The 18005-nt window shown below is 32.6% G+C and carries 16 protein-coding genes; 1 reads left to right on the top strand and 15 read right to left on the bottom strand.

The annotated features are described in order from the left end of the window. The 15 genes from RH81_RS06740 to htpG form a co-directional block, all read right to left on the bottom strand. Window positions 1-474 (bottom strand): hypothetical protein, encoded by a 474-nt coding sequence (locus tag RH81_RS06740; protein ID WP_033959209.1) that lies wholly within the window; start codon window positions 472-474, stop codon window positions 1-3. 35 nt (window positions 475-509) lie between these two features. After that, window positions 510-2168, bottom strand: a complete 1659-nt coding sequence (locus RH81_RS16990) for a serine hydrolase (protein ID WP_033959207.1) — start codon at window positions 2166-2168, stop codon at window positions 510-512. A 307-nt stretch (window positions 2169-2475) separates the two neighbouring features. Then, the gene (locus tag RH81_RS06730) at window positions 2476-3060 is read right to left on the bottom strand and encodes a Crp/Fnr family transcriptional regulator (protein WP_033959205.1); all 585 of its coding nucleotides are present in this window, start codon (window positions 3058-3060) and stop codon (window positions 2476-2478) included. A 137-nt stretch (window positions 3061-3197) separates the two neighbouring features. Then, complete coding sequence (locus RH81_RS06725) at window positions 3198-3599, bottom strand: serine hydrolase (RefSeq protein ID WP_152604799.1); 402 nt, start codon at window positions 3597-3599, stop codon at window positions 3198-3200. Window positions 3600-3626: 27 nt separating this feature from the next. Further along, window positions 3627-7082 carry a pyruvate carboxylase gene (locus RH81_RS06720; RefSeq protein ID WP_033959201.1) on the bottom strand — a complete coding sequence of 1152 codons (3456 nt, stop codon included), beginning with the start codon at window positions 7080-7082 and terminating at the stop codon, window positions 3627-3629. An 11-nt stretch (window positions 7083-7093) separates the two neighbouring features. Next, a complete protein-coding gene (locus RH81_RS06715) occupies window positions 7094-8155 on the bottom strand; it encodes a hypothetical protein (RefSeq protein WP_033959199.1) in 1062 nt (353 codons plus the stop codon). A 165-nt stretch (window positions 8156-8320) separates the two neighbouring features. After that, complete coding sequence (locus RH81_RS06710; RefSeq protein ID WP_033959354.1) at window positions 8321-8878, bottom strand: carboxymuconolactone decarboxylase family protein; 558 nt, start codon at window positions 8876-8878, stop codon at window positions 8321-8323. A gap of 67 nt (window positions 8879-8945) precedes the next feature. Next, window positions 8946-9509, bottom strand: a complete 564-nt coding sequence (locus RH81_RS06705; RefSeq protein ID WP_033959194.1) for a TetR/AcrR family transcriptional regulator — start codon at window positions 9507-9509, stop codon at window positions 8946-8948. A gap of 118 nt (window positions 9510-9627) precedes the next feature. Further along, window positions 9628-10320: a helix-turn-helix transcriptional regulator gene (locus tag RH81_RS06700; protein ID WP_033959192.1), complete on the bottom strand. Its 693-nt coding sequence runs from the start codon at window positions 10318-10320 to the stop codon at window positions 9628-9630. Between the two features lie 60 nt (window positions 10321-10380). Next, window positions 10381-10758, bottom strand: coding sequence for a VOC family protein (locus RH81_RS06695; RefSeq protein WP_033959191.1), 378 nt, complete (start codon window positions 10756-10758; stop codon window positions 10381-10383). 141 nt (window positions 10759-10899) lie between these two features. Next, a complete protein-coding gene (locus tag RH81_RS06690) occupies window positions 10900-11415 on the bottom strand; it encodes a DsrE/DsrF/DrsH-like family protein (protein WP_052172453.1) in 516 nt (171 codons plus the stop codon). Window positions 11416-11449: 34 nt separating this feature from the next. Beyond that, window positions 11450-11764 carry a TusE/DsrC/DsvC family sulfur relay protein gene (locus tag RH81_RS06685; protein ID WP_052172452.1) on the bottom strand — a complete coding sequence of 105 codons (315 nt, stop codon included), beginning with the start codon at window positions 11762-11764 and terminating at the stop codon, window positions 11450-11452. Between the two features lie 22 nt (window positions 11765-11786). Further along, entirely contained in the window at window positions 11787-13031 is a 1245-nt protein-coding gene (gene sqr, locus RH81_RS06680; protein ID WP_033959189.1) for a type III sulfide quinone reductase, selenoprotein subtype, read from the bottom strand. Between the two features lie 14 nt (window positions 13032-13045). Next, a complete protein-coding gene (locus tag RH81_RS06675; protein ID WP_033959186.1) occupies window positions 13046-14392 on the bottom strand; it encodes an OmpP1/FadL family transporter in 1347 nt (448 codons plus the stop codon). A gap of 229 nt (window positions 14393-14621) precedes the next feature. Further along, window positions 14622-16508: a molecular chaperone HtpG gene (gene htpG, locus RH81_RS06670; protein ID WP_033959185.1), complete on the bottom strand. Its 1887-nt coding sequence runs from the start codon at window positions 16506-16508 to the stop codon at window positions 14622-14624. Window positions 16509-16693: 185 nt separating this feature from the next. On the opposite strand from htpG, the gene RH81_RS06665 reads away from it, so the two are divergent. Then, window positions 16694-17704, top strand: a complete 1011-nt coding sequence (locus RH81_RS06665) for a 3-oxoacyl-ACP synthase III family protein (RefSeq protein WP_033959184.1) — start codon at window positions 16694-16696, stop codon at window positions 17702-17704. Window positions 17705-18005: the final 301 nt, after the last annotated feature.

The following is an 18005-nucleotide window of genomic DNA, read 5'->3' as shown; positions in this document are numbered from 1 at the left end:
TTATTTAATTTCATTAACCATTTTCTTAATTAAAGATAATTGACCAAAATGATAATAGCTATGTTCAATTAAACCCTCAATATTTCTTTGGTAAGAACCATAATTTTCATCAACAAAAGTAGATTCCAATTGTTCTTCAGACATAGATTCAATTTGCTTTGCAAATGCTTCTGCATTTGTAAGGAGCTCAATTCTTAAAGTGTCCCAATCGTTTTTTGATTTGACTTCAGGAGCATCAAAACTATACTTATCCTTTATGTCTAAAGAGCCACCTTCAAACACCTTCAAGACACCAGCAACATAATAATTGATATGAAAGGTCAATTTAGCAATAGTGTTGAGCGATGTAATTTTTTGTGTGGCTTGTTTCCAATTGATATCAGATAAAAGTTCTTGATAATTGGTGTTTGCAATCCACGTTCCGTTTAAAAACAGCTCTCTAAATCGACTTGCTAGTTGTTTTGAAGATTCCATAAGCGCACATTAAATTTTCACATGAAATTCATGTTTTATTCTGTCTTTTTTCCAGGCATTTCTTGTCCACCTTGAATGAATACTAAGCTATCGATAGCGTCATTTGCATTTCGCTTAAAATGAATGTCTGCAGCAGTCACTTTTAAATAGAATTTATCTTTCTCTTCTGCAAACAATTCAACTTCACCTTGTCCTGTTGCAAGTCCATAAACCTTATTATCTCTAACACTAATCTCGATATTAAAACCAGCTTGTATTTCGTAAGTCCCTATGTATTGAGATAAAACTTCAGTAGGTAAAGTAATCTCTTTACGTTTTGCTGGAGGAGCCTTATCTACACTATGACCAATAATAGTGTTTCCACTTGATGTAAACTTAGCCATATGTTTTCCATTTTCTGTATAGAATTCATAAGATGTATTTCCTCCGTCAAAAATAAAGTTAGTTTCAGTCATTGCATAAATTTCAAGATTGATACTGCCTTCTCTTTGACTAAATAATTGATTGTCTTTAAGTGTGATATGACGAATAACACCTTCGTCAAATTCGTAAGCACCAATCCATTTGGTTAGTTGCACTTTGTTAAGTGCAATAGCATCTTCTTTTTTAGGAAAAGGTTTTCCTAAAGCGATGGCGGCAACATTTGATGTAATTGCACCTACGTTTCCACAATCGCAATTTGTTAAACCAATAACATACATGTTCTCTTCAGGAAGGAAAATTCCGTTTGTTGAGTACCCAAAAATACCTCCAGAGTGCTCATAAGTTCTTGATCCTCTTATGTCACCTTTATTCCAGCCATATCCATAAGGAATGTCTTCATCATTATTTAATTTAGATCCGTTAGTAGCTTTTTCTAAAGAGTTTTTTGAAATTAGGGTATTAGCACTAATTGCATTTTGCCATTTTAGTAAATCTTCTGTAGTAGACATGATAGATCCTGCAGCATATGGTAAGGTTAAACTCAAATAATTTGCGTTTTTGAAGCCAGAACCTGTATCAGAATAACCTCGAGCACGATTTGGAATTAATTGTGTCATACTTCCATAATATGAACTAGTCATATCTAGTTTATCAAAAATATTGGCTTTTATAAATTCGGCATAACTCTGTCCGGAAACAACTTCAATGATATGACCCAATAGAATATAACCAGAATTGTTATAATTAAATTGAGTTCCTGGGTCAAACTCCATAGGTTCGTTTTTGAACTTGTCGATAAGTTCTGTAGGTGTCATGTCAGTTCTAGCATGTGTCATAAAGCTAGCCATATTGGTGTAGCTTTTTATGCCAGATGTATGATTTAGTAAATGATGAATTGTTATCGTTTTTCCCTGTGTAGGGTAGTCTTCAATGTATTTAGTAATCTCGTCATTTACACTTAGCTTACCTTGTTCCTCTAACATCAAAATACTTACTGAAGTAAATTGTTTTGTGATTGATCCAATTTCGAAAACATGGTTTGATTTTGTTTTGATATTGTTTTCTAAATCAGCCATTCCTAAACCTACTTTATAGATTGTTTTTCCATCTTTAGCAACTAGAAGTGAAAGTCCTGGAGATTCATTGTCAAAACCTTGTTCATTTAAATAAACTTTAATTTGTTCGTCAAGGTTTTGTGCAACACCTGATGCAGAAATCAGTACGAAGGCACAAATAAAAATTACTTTCGAGAATTGAGGATTGATTTTCATTATGATTGATTTTCTATTTTTTAAAGTTAAGTTTTTTTAGTTTGACGATTTATTTTGACTTTAGTTACAACTATTTACTTTGATTATTAAGTTGCAAAAATGCCATAGGTTGGAGATTTACTAAAATCACTTTTTTATGAAGTTGGTATGTATGATTAAATTTTAGTATAAAAAAAAGCGCAAGTAAAGTTACTTGCGCTTTTTTAGCTATTAATCATTAGGGATTTGTAAAGGTGTATTTTTCTACTGAATAAGATGCAAATATATGATAATCAGTAGTTATAAATATTGATGTATGATAAGAAATTTAATTTTTTGATAAATCTTTTCTTATTCTGCTTAGGCTTTCTGTAGTAATCCCTAAATAAGAAGCAATGTGGTAGTTTTTTATAGATTTATCGATATTAGGATAAGTCTGAATGAAGTTGAGATAACGTTCTGTTGCCGTTTGAGATAAATTTGATAGAATTCTATTTTGCAATGCGGCAAAGGCACGTTCTAATTTTTTTCTAAAAAAAGTTTCTATTGATGAAATTTGCTTGTAGAGTCGTTCTTTATCTTCTCTTGAAATCCGATACATGGTAGCATCCTGAATGACCTCTATGGTCATAATAGCTTTTGAAGTTGAAAAGAATGCTGTATAATCACTTATCCACCAGTCTTTAATTCCGAATTGAACAGTATGCTCTTTACCATGTGCATCAATATGATACGTTCTTAAACAGCCTTCTAATATATAATATTGATAATCGACTTTATCAGTGGCTTTAAGTATTTTAGAGCCTTTTTTAAAGTTAACTTTATAAAATACAGATTCTATCACCTTAATCTGGTTGTCAGAAAAAGGTAAATCCTTAAAAATCTCTTTGATTTTTGAATTATCCGTACGCATTTTATAAAATAGCTAATTTCATATTTAAGATACGAAAATCCTGTTTAATGAACAAGCAAGTACGGTATTCGTTGTAAATATTGGTTAATCAGACACATTTAGCGAGAAAAAGAAAAATATTTAAAGGGATATGTGGATCATTCCTTTTGTTGTGAGATATCAATTAACTGTCCTGCAATTGTGGATACTTCAGTTCCAGCTCCCGAAGTATTAGAGACTACTATAACTGTTTTTAAGCTTGGTATTACAAATAGTTGAGATGAAGAACCAGTTTGAGCGTCACTATGTCCGTAAATACTTCCTTCTTTAGGTTGTTTCCCGTAAAGATAGAAACCAAAACCATAGCCATTTTTGACTTTTTCTAAACTATGATGTTGAATCATAAGTTGTAATGTTTCATCACTTATTAAAGTATTATCCAGCAAAGCATTTCCAAACCGCAATATATCTCCAGATGTACTATAAAGACCACCACCAGGCACTCGATTACTTAGATTGTTTTGTGTAGCGTTTTTAAATTTCCCCTTTTTCTGTTTAATGAATTTTCTGAAATTATTTCATAGTGATTAACTTTCTATAGTCAGTACCAAGTCATCTTGTTTAACCATACTACTTTCCTTTAGGGTTACAGATTTTACTTTTCCAGCTTTAAAAGCAGTAACAGTTGTTTCCATTTTCATCGCTTCAATTATAAATAAAGGGTCATTTTCCTTAATGTCTTGGCCTTTTTTAACTAAAACCTTGTAAAGAGATCCTTGTAAAGGCGCGCCAATCTGATCTGGATTAGAAGGATCTATCTTACTGTTTTCCTCTATTTTAATATTTAATGAAGTATCTAATATGTCGACAAATCTATTTTCACCATTGACTTTAAAAAACACGGTTCTAATACCTTCATCATTTGGGATTCCAACGGAAAGTAATTTTATAATAACTGTTTTTCCGGGTTCTAATTCTATGAGAATCTCTTCTCGTAGTTTCATACCATAGAAGAAATTTTTAGTGGGAACTAAAGTTAGGTTTCCGAATTTTTTATAGTTTTCATGTGCTTTTTCAAAAACCTTCGGATATAATGTGTATGATAAAAAGTCTTCCATTTCAATAGCACGTGTAAATCCTTTTTGAAACTTCTTTTTAAAAGCTGAAAACTCTAAATCGAAATCGATAGGCTCTAAATGTGCATTTGGCCTATTGGTGTATGGCTTTTTGTTTTTTAGAATAATTTTTTGAATTTTCTTCGGAAACCCACCATGTGGTTGACCTAAATCACCTAAAAAGAAACTAATGACAGATTCAGGAAATGAGATATCGTGACCACGTTCTAAAACATCTTCTGAAGTTAAGTTGTTAGTCACCATAAAAATGGCCATATCTCCAACGACTTTAGAACTTGGTGTCACCTTGACTAGATTTCCAAAAAGAGAATTGACTTCAGCATACATTAATTTAACTTCTTCAAAACGGTCTCCTAATCCTAAAGCTGTTGCTTGCGGACGTAAATTTGAGTATTGTCCTCCAGGAATTTCATGTTGAAAAACTTCTGCAGTTCCTGCTTTTAAACCAGATTCAAATGGATAATATAATTCTCGAGTGTCTTCCCAATAGTTTGAGAATTCATTTAATTTTTTAATATCAAATTCATGAGCTCGTGGTTGATTTTTCATCATTTCTACAACCGAGTTAAAATTAGGTTGAGATGTTAAGCCAGACAAACCACTTAAAGCAACATCTATAACATCAATACCAGCTTCTATGGCTTTTAAATAAGTAGCTGTTTGAAGTGATGAGGTGTCGTGCGTATGTAAATGAATAGGCAAGTTAACAGTGTCTTTTAAAGCTGAAATTAACTCTGTAGCTGCATAAGGTTTTAGTAAGCCTGCCATATCCTTGATGGCAATCATATGTGCACCAGCATTTTCTAAATCTTTAGCGAGTTGCGTATAGTATTTTAGGTTGTATTTTTTCTCGTTAACGTCTAAAATGTCTCCAGTATAACTCAATGCAGCTTCGGCTATACCACCAGTTTTGTTACGTACATAACTAATACTTGGTTCCATTGCTTTTACCCAATTTAAAGAGTCAAAGATTCTAAATATATCTACGCCATTTTCCCATGATTTTTCGACAAATTTTTCGATTAAATTATCTGGGTAAGCTTTATAACCTACAGCATTTGAACCACGAAGTAACATTTGGAATAATATGTTTGGTACTGCTTTTCTTAATTCTCTTAATCGTGTCCATGGACTTTCATGTAAAAATCTTAAACAGACATCAAATGTTGCACCTCCCCAAACTTCCATACTAAATGTATTCGGATGGTTTTTTGCAAAACTTTCAGCCACATTCATCATGTCAAAAGTTCTCATTCGTGTAGCTAATAGTGATTGATGCGCATCACGCATTGTTGTGTCTGTGTAATGGATCTTTTTCTCATCTTTTAACCAAGCACAAAATTTTTCAGGACCCATTTCAGTGAGCATATCTTTTGTGCCTTTTGGATAAGGGTCAGATAACTTGAATTTTGGAACTTTAGGATTGCCAAAGACTTTGTTTTCATCAATGCGCTTCACGTCAGAATTCCCATTAACAATAACTTCAGCTAAAAAACTCACCACTTTAGAAGTTCGATCCTGAGGGAGTTTGATTTTGAAAAGTGATGGTGTATTTTGAATAAATTTTACCGAAGCCTTTCCTTGTTTAAAAGTCTCATGTTGAATAACGTTTTGTAAAAAATGAATATTCGTCTTTACACCTCTAATTCTAAACTCTTTCAATGCTCTTACCATTTTGCGAGTGGCTCCATCCAATGTTCTTCCATGAGAAGATACTTTTACAAGCATAGAATCAAAAAACGGACTTACTTGATAACCTTGATAAATACTTCCAGCATCTAATCGAATTCCCATACCCGAAGCACTACGATAGGTAGTAATATTACCATAGTCTGGTGTGAAATTGTTTGCTGGATCTTCAGTCGTTAAACGACATTGCAAAGCAAAACCATAAGTCGCAATTGAGTCTTGTTCGTATATTTTTATTTGTTCACTGTCCAATTTATAATTTCCGGCTACGAAAATCTGTGTTTTAACAAGGTCAATTCCAGTGACCATCTCTGTAACCGTATGTTCTACTTGAATTCTTGGGTTGACTTCAATAAAATAGATGTTATCCTCTTTATCCAATAGAAATTCTACTGTGCCAATATTGTTATAGCCTACTTCTGTTGCTATAGCAATAGCATAAGCATATAAATCTTGTTTTACGTTCTCATTAACATTAAAAGAAGGTGCAATTTCTACAACTTTTTGATGGCGACGTTGAACAGAACAATCGCGTTCGTGTAGATGTCTAATATTACCATGATTATCTGCAACAATTTGAACTTCTATATGTTTAGGGTCTTCTACATATTTCTCTAAAAACATGGTGTCATCACCAAAAGCATTAAGAGCTTCGTTTCTTGCGGAATCAAAATTAAGTTCTAAGTCTTCATTCTTTTTTATAATTCGCATTCCTCGTCCGCCTCCTCCAGAAGCTGCTTTTAGCATTAGCGGGAAACCAATTTTATTAGCTTCAGATAGCGCTACTTTAAGTGAGGTTAGCTTTTTCTTGTTACTTTCAATTATGGGAACCTTACATTTAACTGCTACTTTTTTTGCAGTAATTTTATCTCCTAAAGCATCCATAACTTCAGGTTTTGGACCGATGAATATAATTCCGTTGGCTGCACATTGTCGTGCGAATTCTGAATTTTCAGAAAGAAAACCATAACCAGGATGAATCGCATCAACATTTTTAGATTTAGCTAAATCAATGATTTGATGAATGTCTAAATAAGGTTTAAGAGGTTGGTTGTCTTCTCCTATTTGATAGGATTCATCTGCTTTATTTCTGTGCTGTGAATAGCGATCTTCATAGGTGAAAACAGCAACAGTAGTAAGGTTTAATTCGGTACATGCTCTCAACACACGGATAGCGATTTCGCCTCTATTAGCAACAAGAACCTTTTTGATTTTCATTTTATATGGTTTTATTTGATGATATATGGGTTTTCATTTTTGTAATTTCTAATTATAAAATTTAATGCAGAATCTAATAATTCGCCCATGTTTTTTGAACGTTTAAATTGAACATCACCAGTAAGGTTAAACAATCCGGTTTTTAGTTCTTTTATTTTTTTTGCTGATGATATATGATCCGCTTTCATACAGGTAAGTAAATCCTGTAAACGTTCATGTTCACTTGTCGCGCGTTTTGCCAATAGTGAACGTTCTTCTTTTTCATATTGCTCTATAGATTCTTTTGCTAAAACGGCTAAGGACATTTCTACTAAAGCATTATTTTCTTTTAAAAATTGAGGCTTATAAACCTTAGGGTTTCCTTCATAACTCTGTTGATCAAAATCTACGGCTCGAATACGATACTGAATACGATCAAAGTCATGAGTAATTACAATGACATAATTGTATGAGCGCATATCTGCCAATAGCCTAACAAAACAACGTTCATTAAATTTAACGAATTCTTTTGCTAAAGCACGTTTATCTTGTTCCGAAATTTTATTGAGATGCTCATTAATATAAGTGTCTCCTGGAATACCAGAAATGTGTTCTTCAATTAAGGTGTCTTTATGAACTAAAAAATTAATATGGTTTGGAGAGAGTAGGTGTTCTAATTCTAAACCATAAATACGTGAAGCATCAGCTTTTTTAATATACAAGAAGATATAATTATCATTTAAAATATTTCTAACTTTTATTCGGAAAGGTTTTGTGTTTCCGAAGGTGCAAAAGTCAATACTATCAATATTCAAATATGGTAAGATAGTATCACTTCCGTCAGAATGTAATATAGAATACATTTGCTTTAAACTGAGTTCGATTTCCTCACGTTCATGTTCAGCAAAATAACAACTTATCCAAAGTGTGTCCTTGTCGTTATTGTCGAAAATTTCTACAGCACCTTGAAAGCGAAGTAAATCATCGTAAAAAATAGGTATTTTAATATTTCTACCTTGAGCTGTTAGATAATTTGATAGTGCATCTGTTATAGGATACGCAGGTTTTTTCTTTGAAATTAGCTTCTCATTCATAATTACCAACTGAAGGCTATAAGGTAATTTTTAATTATTGAAAATACAATGCATGCATAGTATTTTTTTATTCTAATTTTAAAATAAAAAAACCACCTTGATTTGTCAAAGTGGTTTTAAGAAAATTATGTGCAGTTGTATGTGTTGTTTTTCTTTTTTGGAGACTTAATTTGCCGATTTTTCCCAAGTAAATTTTTGAAATGCATCATCTACAGGTGTTTTTGCAATATGATTTGTATAGTTGCTAATTATCTTTTGAGAAAGGCCTAGAATTATTTCTAATAATTGTCTTTGTTGGTAACCAACAGCGAAGAAGGCTTCAATTTCTGAATCAGAGATATGTCCTCTATTTCTAACAATAGATAACGTAGTATCTTGTAGTGTTTGTAGTTTGACATTTGGCATTGCTTCTCCATTTCTAAGCGCTTCTGTTAATGCAGCATCTACTTTCATCATATGTGCAATTCCAGTGTGAGCTGGAACACAATAATGACAAGCATGCTCTACATTTATACTTTGCCATACGACTGTCAATTCTTCTGCGTTAAATGATGAATTTTGAAATAGTTCATGAAGCATTTTATAGGCTTGCAATAAACCTGGAGCTTCAGCTAAAGCGCCATGTAAGTTCGGAAGCATTCCGAAGCTTTTTACTGATGCTTCTAATTGTGATTTGCTCTCTTCTGGAGCAGATTCGATTGTGTGAATTTTTAATGTACTCATGATTTTAAATTTATTATTATTGAACATTATAACTAAACAATCGTTTAGTTATTGATTAAAAAAAATGTTAGATACTCTTAAATATGTTTTCTATATAGTTGTTTAGTTGTTGATCGTTAAACACTCGTGATGCAGAAGCTAGTCCAAACATTGAAATAATTAAATAATCTGCTTTCTCTTCAATTTCAGAATTATTAAAGCTGACTTCTTGCTGTAAATTATTTGCAAATAAGCTTCTAATAGTGTTTGTAAATTTTGATAGTTCTTCTTTTATTTTTGGGTTTGTGTCTTCGTTCAATTCATTTACCGAATTGGTAACCAAGCATCCTTTTCTCAATGTAGAATCTTTTGAAAATTCTATAAAGTCATAGAAATATTGCTTTAAACCGGTAATGCCATTAGAGGATGCTTTTAGTTTGTCTGTAACTTGTCTTAATTTTTGTTTATAGCATTTTATGCTTTCAATAAAAACACCGTCTTTACTACCAAAACTAGAGTATATAGAGAATTTGTTAATGCCCATTTCTTTTTCAAGCATCATCATTGAAGTGGTTTCATAACCTTTGCGCCAGAATAAAGCCATTGCTTTTTCTATCACTTCTTCTTCTATATATTCTTTTTTTCGAGCCATTAATTTCTAAATACAAAACAAAACTAACCAATCGTTTAGATATGACAAAATATTTAACTTTTTTTTAAAGAAATAGAGGAGAGGTGAAACCATAAATCACCTTGAATAAACAAATTTGTTATTTAGTATCGTATGGACAAGACTGAAAATAGGTTTGCAAATTAAATTTTCTATCCATAAAGCGTTCAGATAAAATTTTAAATGATTGAATCCGATCTAACCTAAATGCACGATGGTCATTACGTAAATAACACCAAGCAATTAAAATCCATTTGTTATTAGTAGAAAACAGAGCATAGGGTTCTATTTTTCTAAATGTCATATTAGGATCTGCAGCTTTTCGATAGTTGATTTCAACATAATTGAAATGTGTTATGGCTAACTGTATTTCTGATAAAGCATCACTTGAGATGTTCTCATAATTAGTGTCAAATACATAAATTTTACTGGCTAATAATTCACTTTTTTCTTGAATTGAAGTACGAAAAACAGATTTGATCTTGGTTAGAGCTTCATTAAAATCTGTTGTAAATGAAGAATCATTAGTTTGTTGAACAAGGAGTTGTGCTGTGATCAAAGCATTAGCTTGTTTTTCGGTGAATTGTACAGGTGAAACAGCATAGCCTTCCATAAGAGAGTAACCTTTGCCTTCTATCGTGGCAACGGGAACACCAGCTTCTTCTATTTTTCTAATATCTCTATAAATTGTTCTCACACTTACATCAAACTTTTTTGAAAGCTCGGTTGCAGTTAAGAGTCGCTTAGCACGAAGTAAGGTTAATATAGATATTAGACGAGAAAGTTGAGACATAATCACAAAGATAGTGAACCGCAAAGCAATTCACTATCTGTTCGTTTTTTGATGAATGAATTACATATAAGAATGTAGAGCTATTCGATTACCTTCTGTATCAATAAATTGAGCTATAAATCCAAATTCACCAATATCAGTTTTAGGCATTACAACTTTACCACCAGATGGTTCCACTTTCTCTAAAGATGTATTTAGGTTTTCACCACCATTTAAATAAATCGTTGCGCCATCTTTTGTTGGATTTTGTCCTTCGGCTTCAATTATAGCACCACCAACACCGTTGTTATCTTCATCGTAAGCAAACATGCCATATTTTGTTTTCTGTTCTGGCATATGATGGTCCTTAATTTCTGAATCCATAACAGTTTCATAAAATTGTTTAGCTCTGTTGTAATCTGTTACTGGAATTTCAAACCAGTTTACTGCATTTTTCATTTTTAATTGATTTATTTGTTAAACTTGGTGCAAAGATATTTGGGCTGGTGTCATACTGTGTCAGAGGTTAAATTTAAATTTAGGAGATAAAAAAAACCACCTTGAATGAACAAAGTGGTTTGTCTTAGTAAATTAAAGAAACTATATAAATAGTAACTGTGTACTGTCTCCTTGTGCGCGTGTATAGAAATCACCAACGGTTAAAACACCATCAAGATCATCAATTAAATGTTCTTTTTCAAGATGGAACATATCCATTGCTAGTTTGCAAGCCCAAAGTTTAGTTCCAGAGGCTGCTAGGATTTCTAAAAATTCGCCAACAGGTGGTATATCAAGTTTTTCCATTTCTGATTTCATCATTTTAGTAGCAAAAGCTTCCATGCCTGGTAAACCACCGAGCATAGTTGGAATGTGCATTCCTGGATTACCAACGGTTGCTACATGTAAATGTTCTAATTTCTTTTTTTGAATGGCTTCTAAACCAAAGAAAGTAAAAAATATTTCAGATTCTATTCCTTCCATTCTAGCTCCATTAGCTAATATAAAACAGGCGTATACATTATCAATCGTAGCTTTTGAAAGAATAAGCATCATCTTTTTGATAGGCTTTTTGTCATCTGTTTTGTCAGTTACAGGGCTTGTTATAGTATTTTCCATTTTAATAGTATTTATTGATTAGTTAAAACCTTAGTTATATACAACTAACAGGTTTTGGTATACCAGCTATTCTGCTCGATATTTTTAAAGGGCCTTTTGGGAATAGGTGATAGAATTCTTTGATGCTAACTACACCACTTTTACCAATTTTTCTAATACTTAAAGGAACCTCTTTTCTGCATTGATCTTGTAAATAAGCAATTACATCCCAATGTTCGTTTGTCATTTCAATACCTTCTTCTTTAGCGATTTCTAAACCAATTTCTTCAGTCCATTGATTTAGATCTGTTAAATATCCTTGTTCATTACAAGTAACACATAGTTCGCCATATATTTTTTCTACTACCATTATTTAAAGATTTAGTTTATAATTATATTGATTCTTCTAATTGTTTTCCAGCTGTATCCATGGTTGCAGATACAAAAGGAATATGTTTGCCTTTGATAAGCATATTCCAATAAATCCATCGGAAGGCTAATTTACCCATATGGTTCATGTGTGTTTCCTTTAATAAACTTAATGGACCAACAACGGGAAATGGAAATGTGCCTTTTACAGGTTCTTGACTGTAATTAAAGTCTATTAATAATGCTTTGCCATGACCAGTTTCTATAAAACAATTAGCATGACCGTCATATTCTTTTTTAAGCTCCTTTCCAGCTATATATCTCATAATGTTATCTGTTAATATTTCGGCCTCAAAATGCGCTACAGAACCAGCTTTAGAAGCAGGAATATTTGTAGCATCACCAATAGCAAAAATATTGTCCTTTACTGTCGTTTGAAGTGTTGCTTTATCGGTTGGCACAAAATTTAATTCATCGCCAAATCCAGAACGTTCAATCATTTCATCACCCATATTCGTTGGGACAGTAACTAATAGATCATAGTCTACTTCTTCACCTCCATAATCTATGATTTTTTGGTGCTCTCCATCTACACTTTCAATATTAAAATCAGGAACTACTTTAATATGTTTTTGTTCAAGTAAGTAGTCTAAAGCTTCTGTTGCTTTCGGTTTTGTAAATGCTCCAGACATTGGTGTTACAAATGTAATATCAACTTTATCTCGCATTCCTTTATTAATAAAATATGAGTCAGCTAAAAAAGTAAATTCTAAAGGAGCTACTGGACATTTAATAGGCATTTCAGAGATGTGAACTACAAGTTTACCACCTTCCCATTTTCTTAGTTTATTACGTAAATTTCTTGCGCCTTCGAATGTGTAAAAATCAAATACAGTTTGATGCCAATGATCACCTAGCATTCCTTCAATTTCTTGAGGAGAAATATCAGTTCCTGTAGCTATAATTAAAATATCATACTTTAATGATGTATTATTTTTAAGGATAACAGTATCATTGTCTTTATCTATACGTTCAATCTTTTCGTTAATTAAATTAACTCCTTTAGGAATGAACTTATCTATCTTCTTTTTAACATCCTTAGATTTATATAAATCGAAAGGCAGAAATAAAAACCCGGGTTGATAATAATGTATTTCTTCCTGATCCACAATTGTCAAATTCCATTCTTTTTTTGGAAGGGTTTTCCTCAGATGATTTGCCATCATTGTTCCTGATGTTCCTGCGCCTAATATGAGTAGCTCTTTCATTTTCTTAATTTTTTTTATAAGTCGTTATTTACTGCTTGCTTATTTTTAAACGTGTAATTAAATCCGATCATAAATAAATCGGTTGTCATATCGTATGACACATCACTTCCAGGAATTCCACCATATGGAGGGAAGTTTGATGTGAATTGTGGATTTAACACTTGACCTGAAGTTTTTCCTCCACTATCACCATGATGATACACAGCATTTAAGTTAAGTCTCGCACTAAATTCATAGGTTAAACCGAATTGAAATGCATTTTTAGTAATTGCTGTTGCTGGAATATTGTAAAACGCAACTTCATCATTTATAGGATTAGAACTGTAAGTATATCCAAGTCGTACTGGTAATTTGTTAATGCCCTTGTATTGAATACCTGCAGATAAAATAGAAATGTTCTCCCAACCAAATCCTGCTACTGACGGAAGCATATTATTATCAAAATCCCAACCTGTTTTTGAGAAACCTTCGGTGTCTTCATACAATACTCTTCTAAAATCTAGAGCAATATCAAAGTTGTTGATAGAATACCCTAAACCGAGAGAAACGATAGCAGGATAATCCATTTGGAAAGTGTTTGTGCCATCTGAACCATCTGGATAGGTGTTTTCAAATTCAAATTCTCCAAAGTATTGATTTGTTTTATATGATGCACCTAACTTTAAGCCTGATTTTGTATCATAGAATACCCCAATTTGTCCACCAAATCCAATAGCTGAAGCTTTATCCGCAGATGGGTAACCAAACATATTAGGTTTGGCTGTAGGATTAGGCATTAATTCTAATGTAGCATAATCAATATTTGGTTGTATCCCAATTGACAATTTATCGGTTATTTCATATGCATAAGATAATCCGATTTGTAATAAAATATAATCGGATTCTATTCTACCGAATCCACCCATGCTTTGTGGCATATTAATTGGGTTGGTCATACTTTCTGGGAAAGTAACTCCAAATCCACTGACACCAAAAGCTGAAGCTCCAAACGTATGCTTGCTATCTTCTTTTCCCCAAACTATTGCTAAAGCAGGCATAGGAGAAAGACCTCTATCGTCCTTAGTGACACCAGAAAAGTAATTACCAGTAGGCTGACCCATGCTGTTAAATTCTGGAACCGTTGAGTATAAAGTTGGAGATGAGGAGAATAACCCAATATCAAAACTTATTATGGTTCCATCAAAAGTAGATATCGAAGCTGGATTCCATTGTAAGGCACCAGCAATATCTATTGGTTGTGCTGTTGATGCTCCACCCATTGACATATTTACTGATCCTGTTCCTTGTAGGACGTGACCTGTTTGAGCCATGGCTGAAACTGAAAAAACTAAATACATAATTTTTAGAATAGATGATTTCATGATTTTATAGTTTACTGTAATAATTGAGTATAGATTCTCAATAATCACATGGTTTTCAGCATCTTTAAGTCATATAAAGGTACTCCACTATAAGTCATAATAACATGATAATTGTCATGAGGATGTGTAACATTTGTTACATAGCCCATGGGCTTTTAAAAAGGTTTAAAACCAAAAAGCCACCTCAAAAAGAGGTGGCTTAAATATATAAAGTTCAATAATCTAAATGTTACTTTATCATGTCGTAACTACGTTTGATAAAATTTGTCAACTCTTCACCTTTAAGTAAGCCTTGAGACAAACGTGCCAAGTCTAAACTTTGAGTAATCAAGCGTTCTTGCTTTTTCTTGGTTTTAGTGTTAAGTATTTCACTAACCAATTCAGAGTTTGTATTTACAATAAGATTATGTATCTCTGGCATATTGCCAAACATATTCATTCCACCACCACCTGTTTGTTGCATCTCTTTCATTCGACGCATAAACTCAGGTTGTGTAATAATAAACGGACTAGCATCACTATCCATAGCTTCTAATTGTACCATGAATTTTTCTGAAGGCACAACTTCTTTTAATAACGCATCTAAAGTTGTTTTTTCTTCTTCAGATAGTTTAGAAATTGCAGTCTCATCCTTTTTAATCAGGTTGTCAATATGATCTCCATCAACACGAGCAAAAGAAATGTTCTCTTTGGTCGTTTCTAACTTCTGAATCAAGTGTGATACAATTGGAGAATCTAACATTAAGACTTCGTAACCTTTAGCCTTGGCAGACTCAATATATGAGTGTTGCGTATCTTTATTTGAAGCATATAAAATAACTAGTTTGTCATCTTTGTCAGTTTGCTTCGCTTTAATCTTGTTGTAAAGTTCTTCATACGTGTAATGCGCACCATCAACTGTTGGATACAATGCAAAGGCATCTGCTTTTTCAAAGAATTTATCTTCAGAAAGCATTCCGTATTCAATAACGATTTTGATGTCATCCCATTTAGCTTCAAAATCTTCACGATTAGAATTAAATAATGACTTTAATTTATCTGCTACTTTACGAGTGATGTAAGATGAAATTTTCTTCACAGCTCCATCAGCTTGCAAATAACTACGAGATACGTTTAACGGAATGTCTGGTGAATCAATTACACCTCTTAACATTGTTAAGAATTCTGGAACAATTCCTTCTACATTATCCGTAACAAAAACTTGGTTTTGATATAATTGAATTTTATCCTTCTGAACGTTTAAATCATTCGTCATCTTAGGGAAATACAAGATTCCTGTCAAGTTAAATGGATAATCTACATTTAAATGAATATGGAATAATGGATCTTCAAATTGTGAAGGATATAACTCACGGTAAAAACTTTTATAGTTTTCATCTTCTAATTCAGTTGGTTGTTTGGTCCAAGCTGGATTAGGATTGTTAATTATATTGTCAACTGTAGTTTTTTCTGGTGTTGCGTCTTCTGGAGCATCTTCCGGAAGTGCTACATTAACTTCTTTAGTTCCGAATTTAATTGACACAGGCATAAATTTGTTATACTTGAGTAGCAATTCACTAATTCGTGCTTCTTCTAAAAATTCAGTCGAATCTTCAGCGATATGAAGAACGATTTCTGTTCCTCTATCTGTTTTGTCAGAAGCTTCTAATGAGAATTCTGGAGAACCATCACAAGTCCAATGTGCAGCAGGTTCATCTTTATGAGATTTTGTGATAATCTCAACTTTTTCAGCAACCATAAATGCTGAATAGAATCCAAGACCAAAATGTCCAATGATTCCAGAATCTTTGGCAGCATCTTTATACTGATCTAAAAACTCTTCTGCTCCTGAAAAAGCCACTTGGTTAATGTATTTTTCAACTTCTTCAGCTGTCATACCCAAACCTTGATCAATGATATGGAGTTTTTTTCCTTCCTTATCAATCTTTATTTCAATTTGAGGGTTTCCGTATTCGGTTTTAGTTTCACCAATACTGGTTAGGTGTTTTAATTTTAGTGTTGCATCTGTTGCATTACTAATAAGTTCACGTAAAAATATTTCGTGATCGCTGTACAAGAATTTTTTAATGAGCGGAAAAATATTTTCTACCGATACATTAATGTTTCCTTTTGTCATGATATGTGTGTTTTATTATAATTAATTGTGATGTATACCTATTGGCAAAAAAAGTACCAAGACTTATAAGGTGACAAACTGACATTTTAAAGATGCTATGCGTGCATAACGATTGGGTTTCAGTTTAAAAAAAAATTCTGCTTAAATAGTTAAATTGCAGTACTTATTTAATACTAAATTTTATTATGTACAATTCCAAAATAATAGGTTTAGGACATTACGTTCCTGACAATGTAGTTACCAATGACGATTTATCAAAAATGATGGATACGAACGATGAATGGATTCAGGAGCGTACCGGAATTAAAGAGCGTCGTTGGGCTTTAAAAGGTACTGGTGATACTACTGCAGGAATGGGAGTGAAGGCTGCTAAAATTGCTATTGAACGTTCTGGGATTGATAAAGATGAGATTGATTTTATCATTTTTGCTACGTTGAGTCCAGATATGTATTTTCCTGGTCCAGGAGTACAAGTTCAACATGCTTTAGACATTAAAACTGTTGGAGCTTTAGATGTACGTAATCAATGTTCAGGTTTTGTGTATGCCATTTCTGTGGCAGACAATTTTATCAAAACAGGAATGTATAAAAATATCTTGGTGATTGGTAGTGAATTACATTCTCACGGACTAGATAAAACGACAAGAGGAAGAGGAGTCACTGTCATTTTTGGAGATGGAGCAGGAGCAGCAGTTTTGACACGAGAAGAAGATAATACCAAAGGAATTTTATCTACACATTTACACTCACAAGGTGAACATGCTGAAGAATTGGTATTAATTGCTCCAGGAATGGGAAAACGTTGGGTGAATGATATTCTTGCAGAAAATGATCCTAATGACGAAAGTTACTTTCCTTATATGAACGGACAATTTGTATTTAAAAATGCGGTGGTTCGTTTTAGCGAAGTAATTATGGAAGGTTTAGAGAAAAATAACCTTCAAGTCGATGATATTGATATGCTTATTCCACATCAAGCGAATTTACGTATTGCTCAGTTTATTCAACGTAGGTTTAAATTAGAAGACAATCAAGTTTTTAATAACATTCAAAAATACGGAAACACGACCGCAGCTTCAATTCCTATTGCTTTAACTGAAGCATGGGAAGAAGGGAAAATTAAAGAAGGTGATACTGTTGTATTGGCTGCTTTTGGAAGTGGATTTACATGGGGAAGTGTGATTATAAAATGGTAAAAAAAAATCCGAAACTTTTCAGTTCCGGATTTCCTCGCTATTAACCAATTCTTAGTAACACTAAAACTATAAAACTAGTGATATGTTAAACTGATTAACTTTAAAACTTATCACATATACTTAGACGCTAAAATTTCGCTTTTATTATATTTAAATTCACTTTTAACGTTAATTAACATAAAAAAAAGTCCGTAGGTATTACTTACGGACTTTCTGCTATTAATCAATTTAAAAACTTTGTATTTATATAGGACTAATTCAAATACATTAAATTTATGTTATTGGAGTTTTGTCGTACTAA

Origin of the sequence: Psychroserpens jangbogonensis (assembly GCF_000797465.1) — a bacterium.
Taxonomy (GTDB): Bacteria; Bacteroidota; Bacteroidia; order Flavobacteriales; family Flavobacteriaceae; genus Psychroserpens; species Psychroserpens jangbogonensis.
The sequence above is the reverse complement of the archived record's forward strand: the minus strand, read 5'-3'. Positions and strand labels throughout refer to the sequence as shown.

Bases quoted from the DNA above. Each gene is read 5' to 3' on its own strand.
- RH81_RS06740 (WP_033959209.1), bottom strand. From the start codon at position 474: ATGGAATCTTCAAAACAACTAGCAAGTCGATTTAGAGAGCTGTTTTTA.
- RH81_RS16990 (WP_033959207.1), bottom strand. From the start codon at position 2,168: ATGAAAATCAATCCTCAATTCTCGAAAGTAATTTTTATTTGTGCCTTC.
- RH81_RS06730 (WP_033959205.1), bottom strand. From the start codon at position 3,060: ATGCGTACGGATAATTCAAAAATCAAAGAGATTTTTAAGGATTTACCT.
- RH81_RS06720 (WP_033959201.1), bottom strand. From the start codon at position 7,082: ATGAAAATCAAAAAGGTTCTTGTTGCTAATAGAGGCGAAATCGCTATC.
- RH81_RS06715 (WP_033959199.1), bottom strand. From the start codon at position 8,155: ATGAATGAGAAGCTAATTTCAAAGAAAAAACCTGCGTATCCTATAACA.
- RH81_RS06710 (WP_033959354.1), bottom strand. From the start codon at position 8,878: ATGAGTACATTAAAAATTCACACAATCGAATCTGCTCCAGAAGAGAGC.
- RH81_RS06705 (WP_033959194.1), bottom strand. From the start codon at position 9,509: ATGGCTCGAAAAAAAGAATATATAGAAGAAGAAGTGATAGAAAAAGCA.
- RH81_RS06700 (WP_033959192.1), bottom strand. From the start codon at position 10,320: ATGTCTCAACTTTCTCGTCTAATATCTATATTAACCTTACTTCGTGCT.
- RH81_RS06695 (WP_033959191.1), bottom strand. From the start codon at position 10,758: ATGAAAAATGCAGTAAACTGGTTTGAAATTCCAGTAACAGATTACAAC.
- RH81_RS06690 (WP_052172453.1), bottom strand. From the start codon at position 11,415: ATGGAAAATACTATAACAAGCCCTGTAACTGACAAAACAGATGACAAA.
- RH81_RS06685 (WP_052172452.1), bottom strand. From the start codon at position 11,764: ATGGTAGTAGAAAAAATATATGGCGAACTATGTGTTACTTGTAATGAA.
- sqr (WP_033959189.1), bottom strand. From the start codon at position 13,031: ATGAAAGAGCTACTCATATTAGGCGCAGGAACATCAGGAACAATGATG.
- RH81_RS06675 (WP_033959186.1), bottom strand. From the start codon at position 14,392: ATGAAATCATCTATTCTAAAAATTATGTATTTAGTTTTTTCAGTTTCA.
- htpG (WP_033959185.1), bottom strand. From the start codon at position 16,508: ATGACAAAAGGAAACATTAATGTATCGGTAGAAAATATTTTTCCGCTC.
- RH81_RS06665 (WP_033959184.1), top strand. From the start codon at position 16,694: ATGTACAATTCCAAAATAATAGGTTTAGGACATTACGTTCCTGACAAT.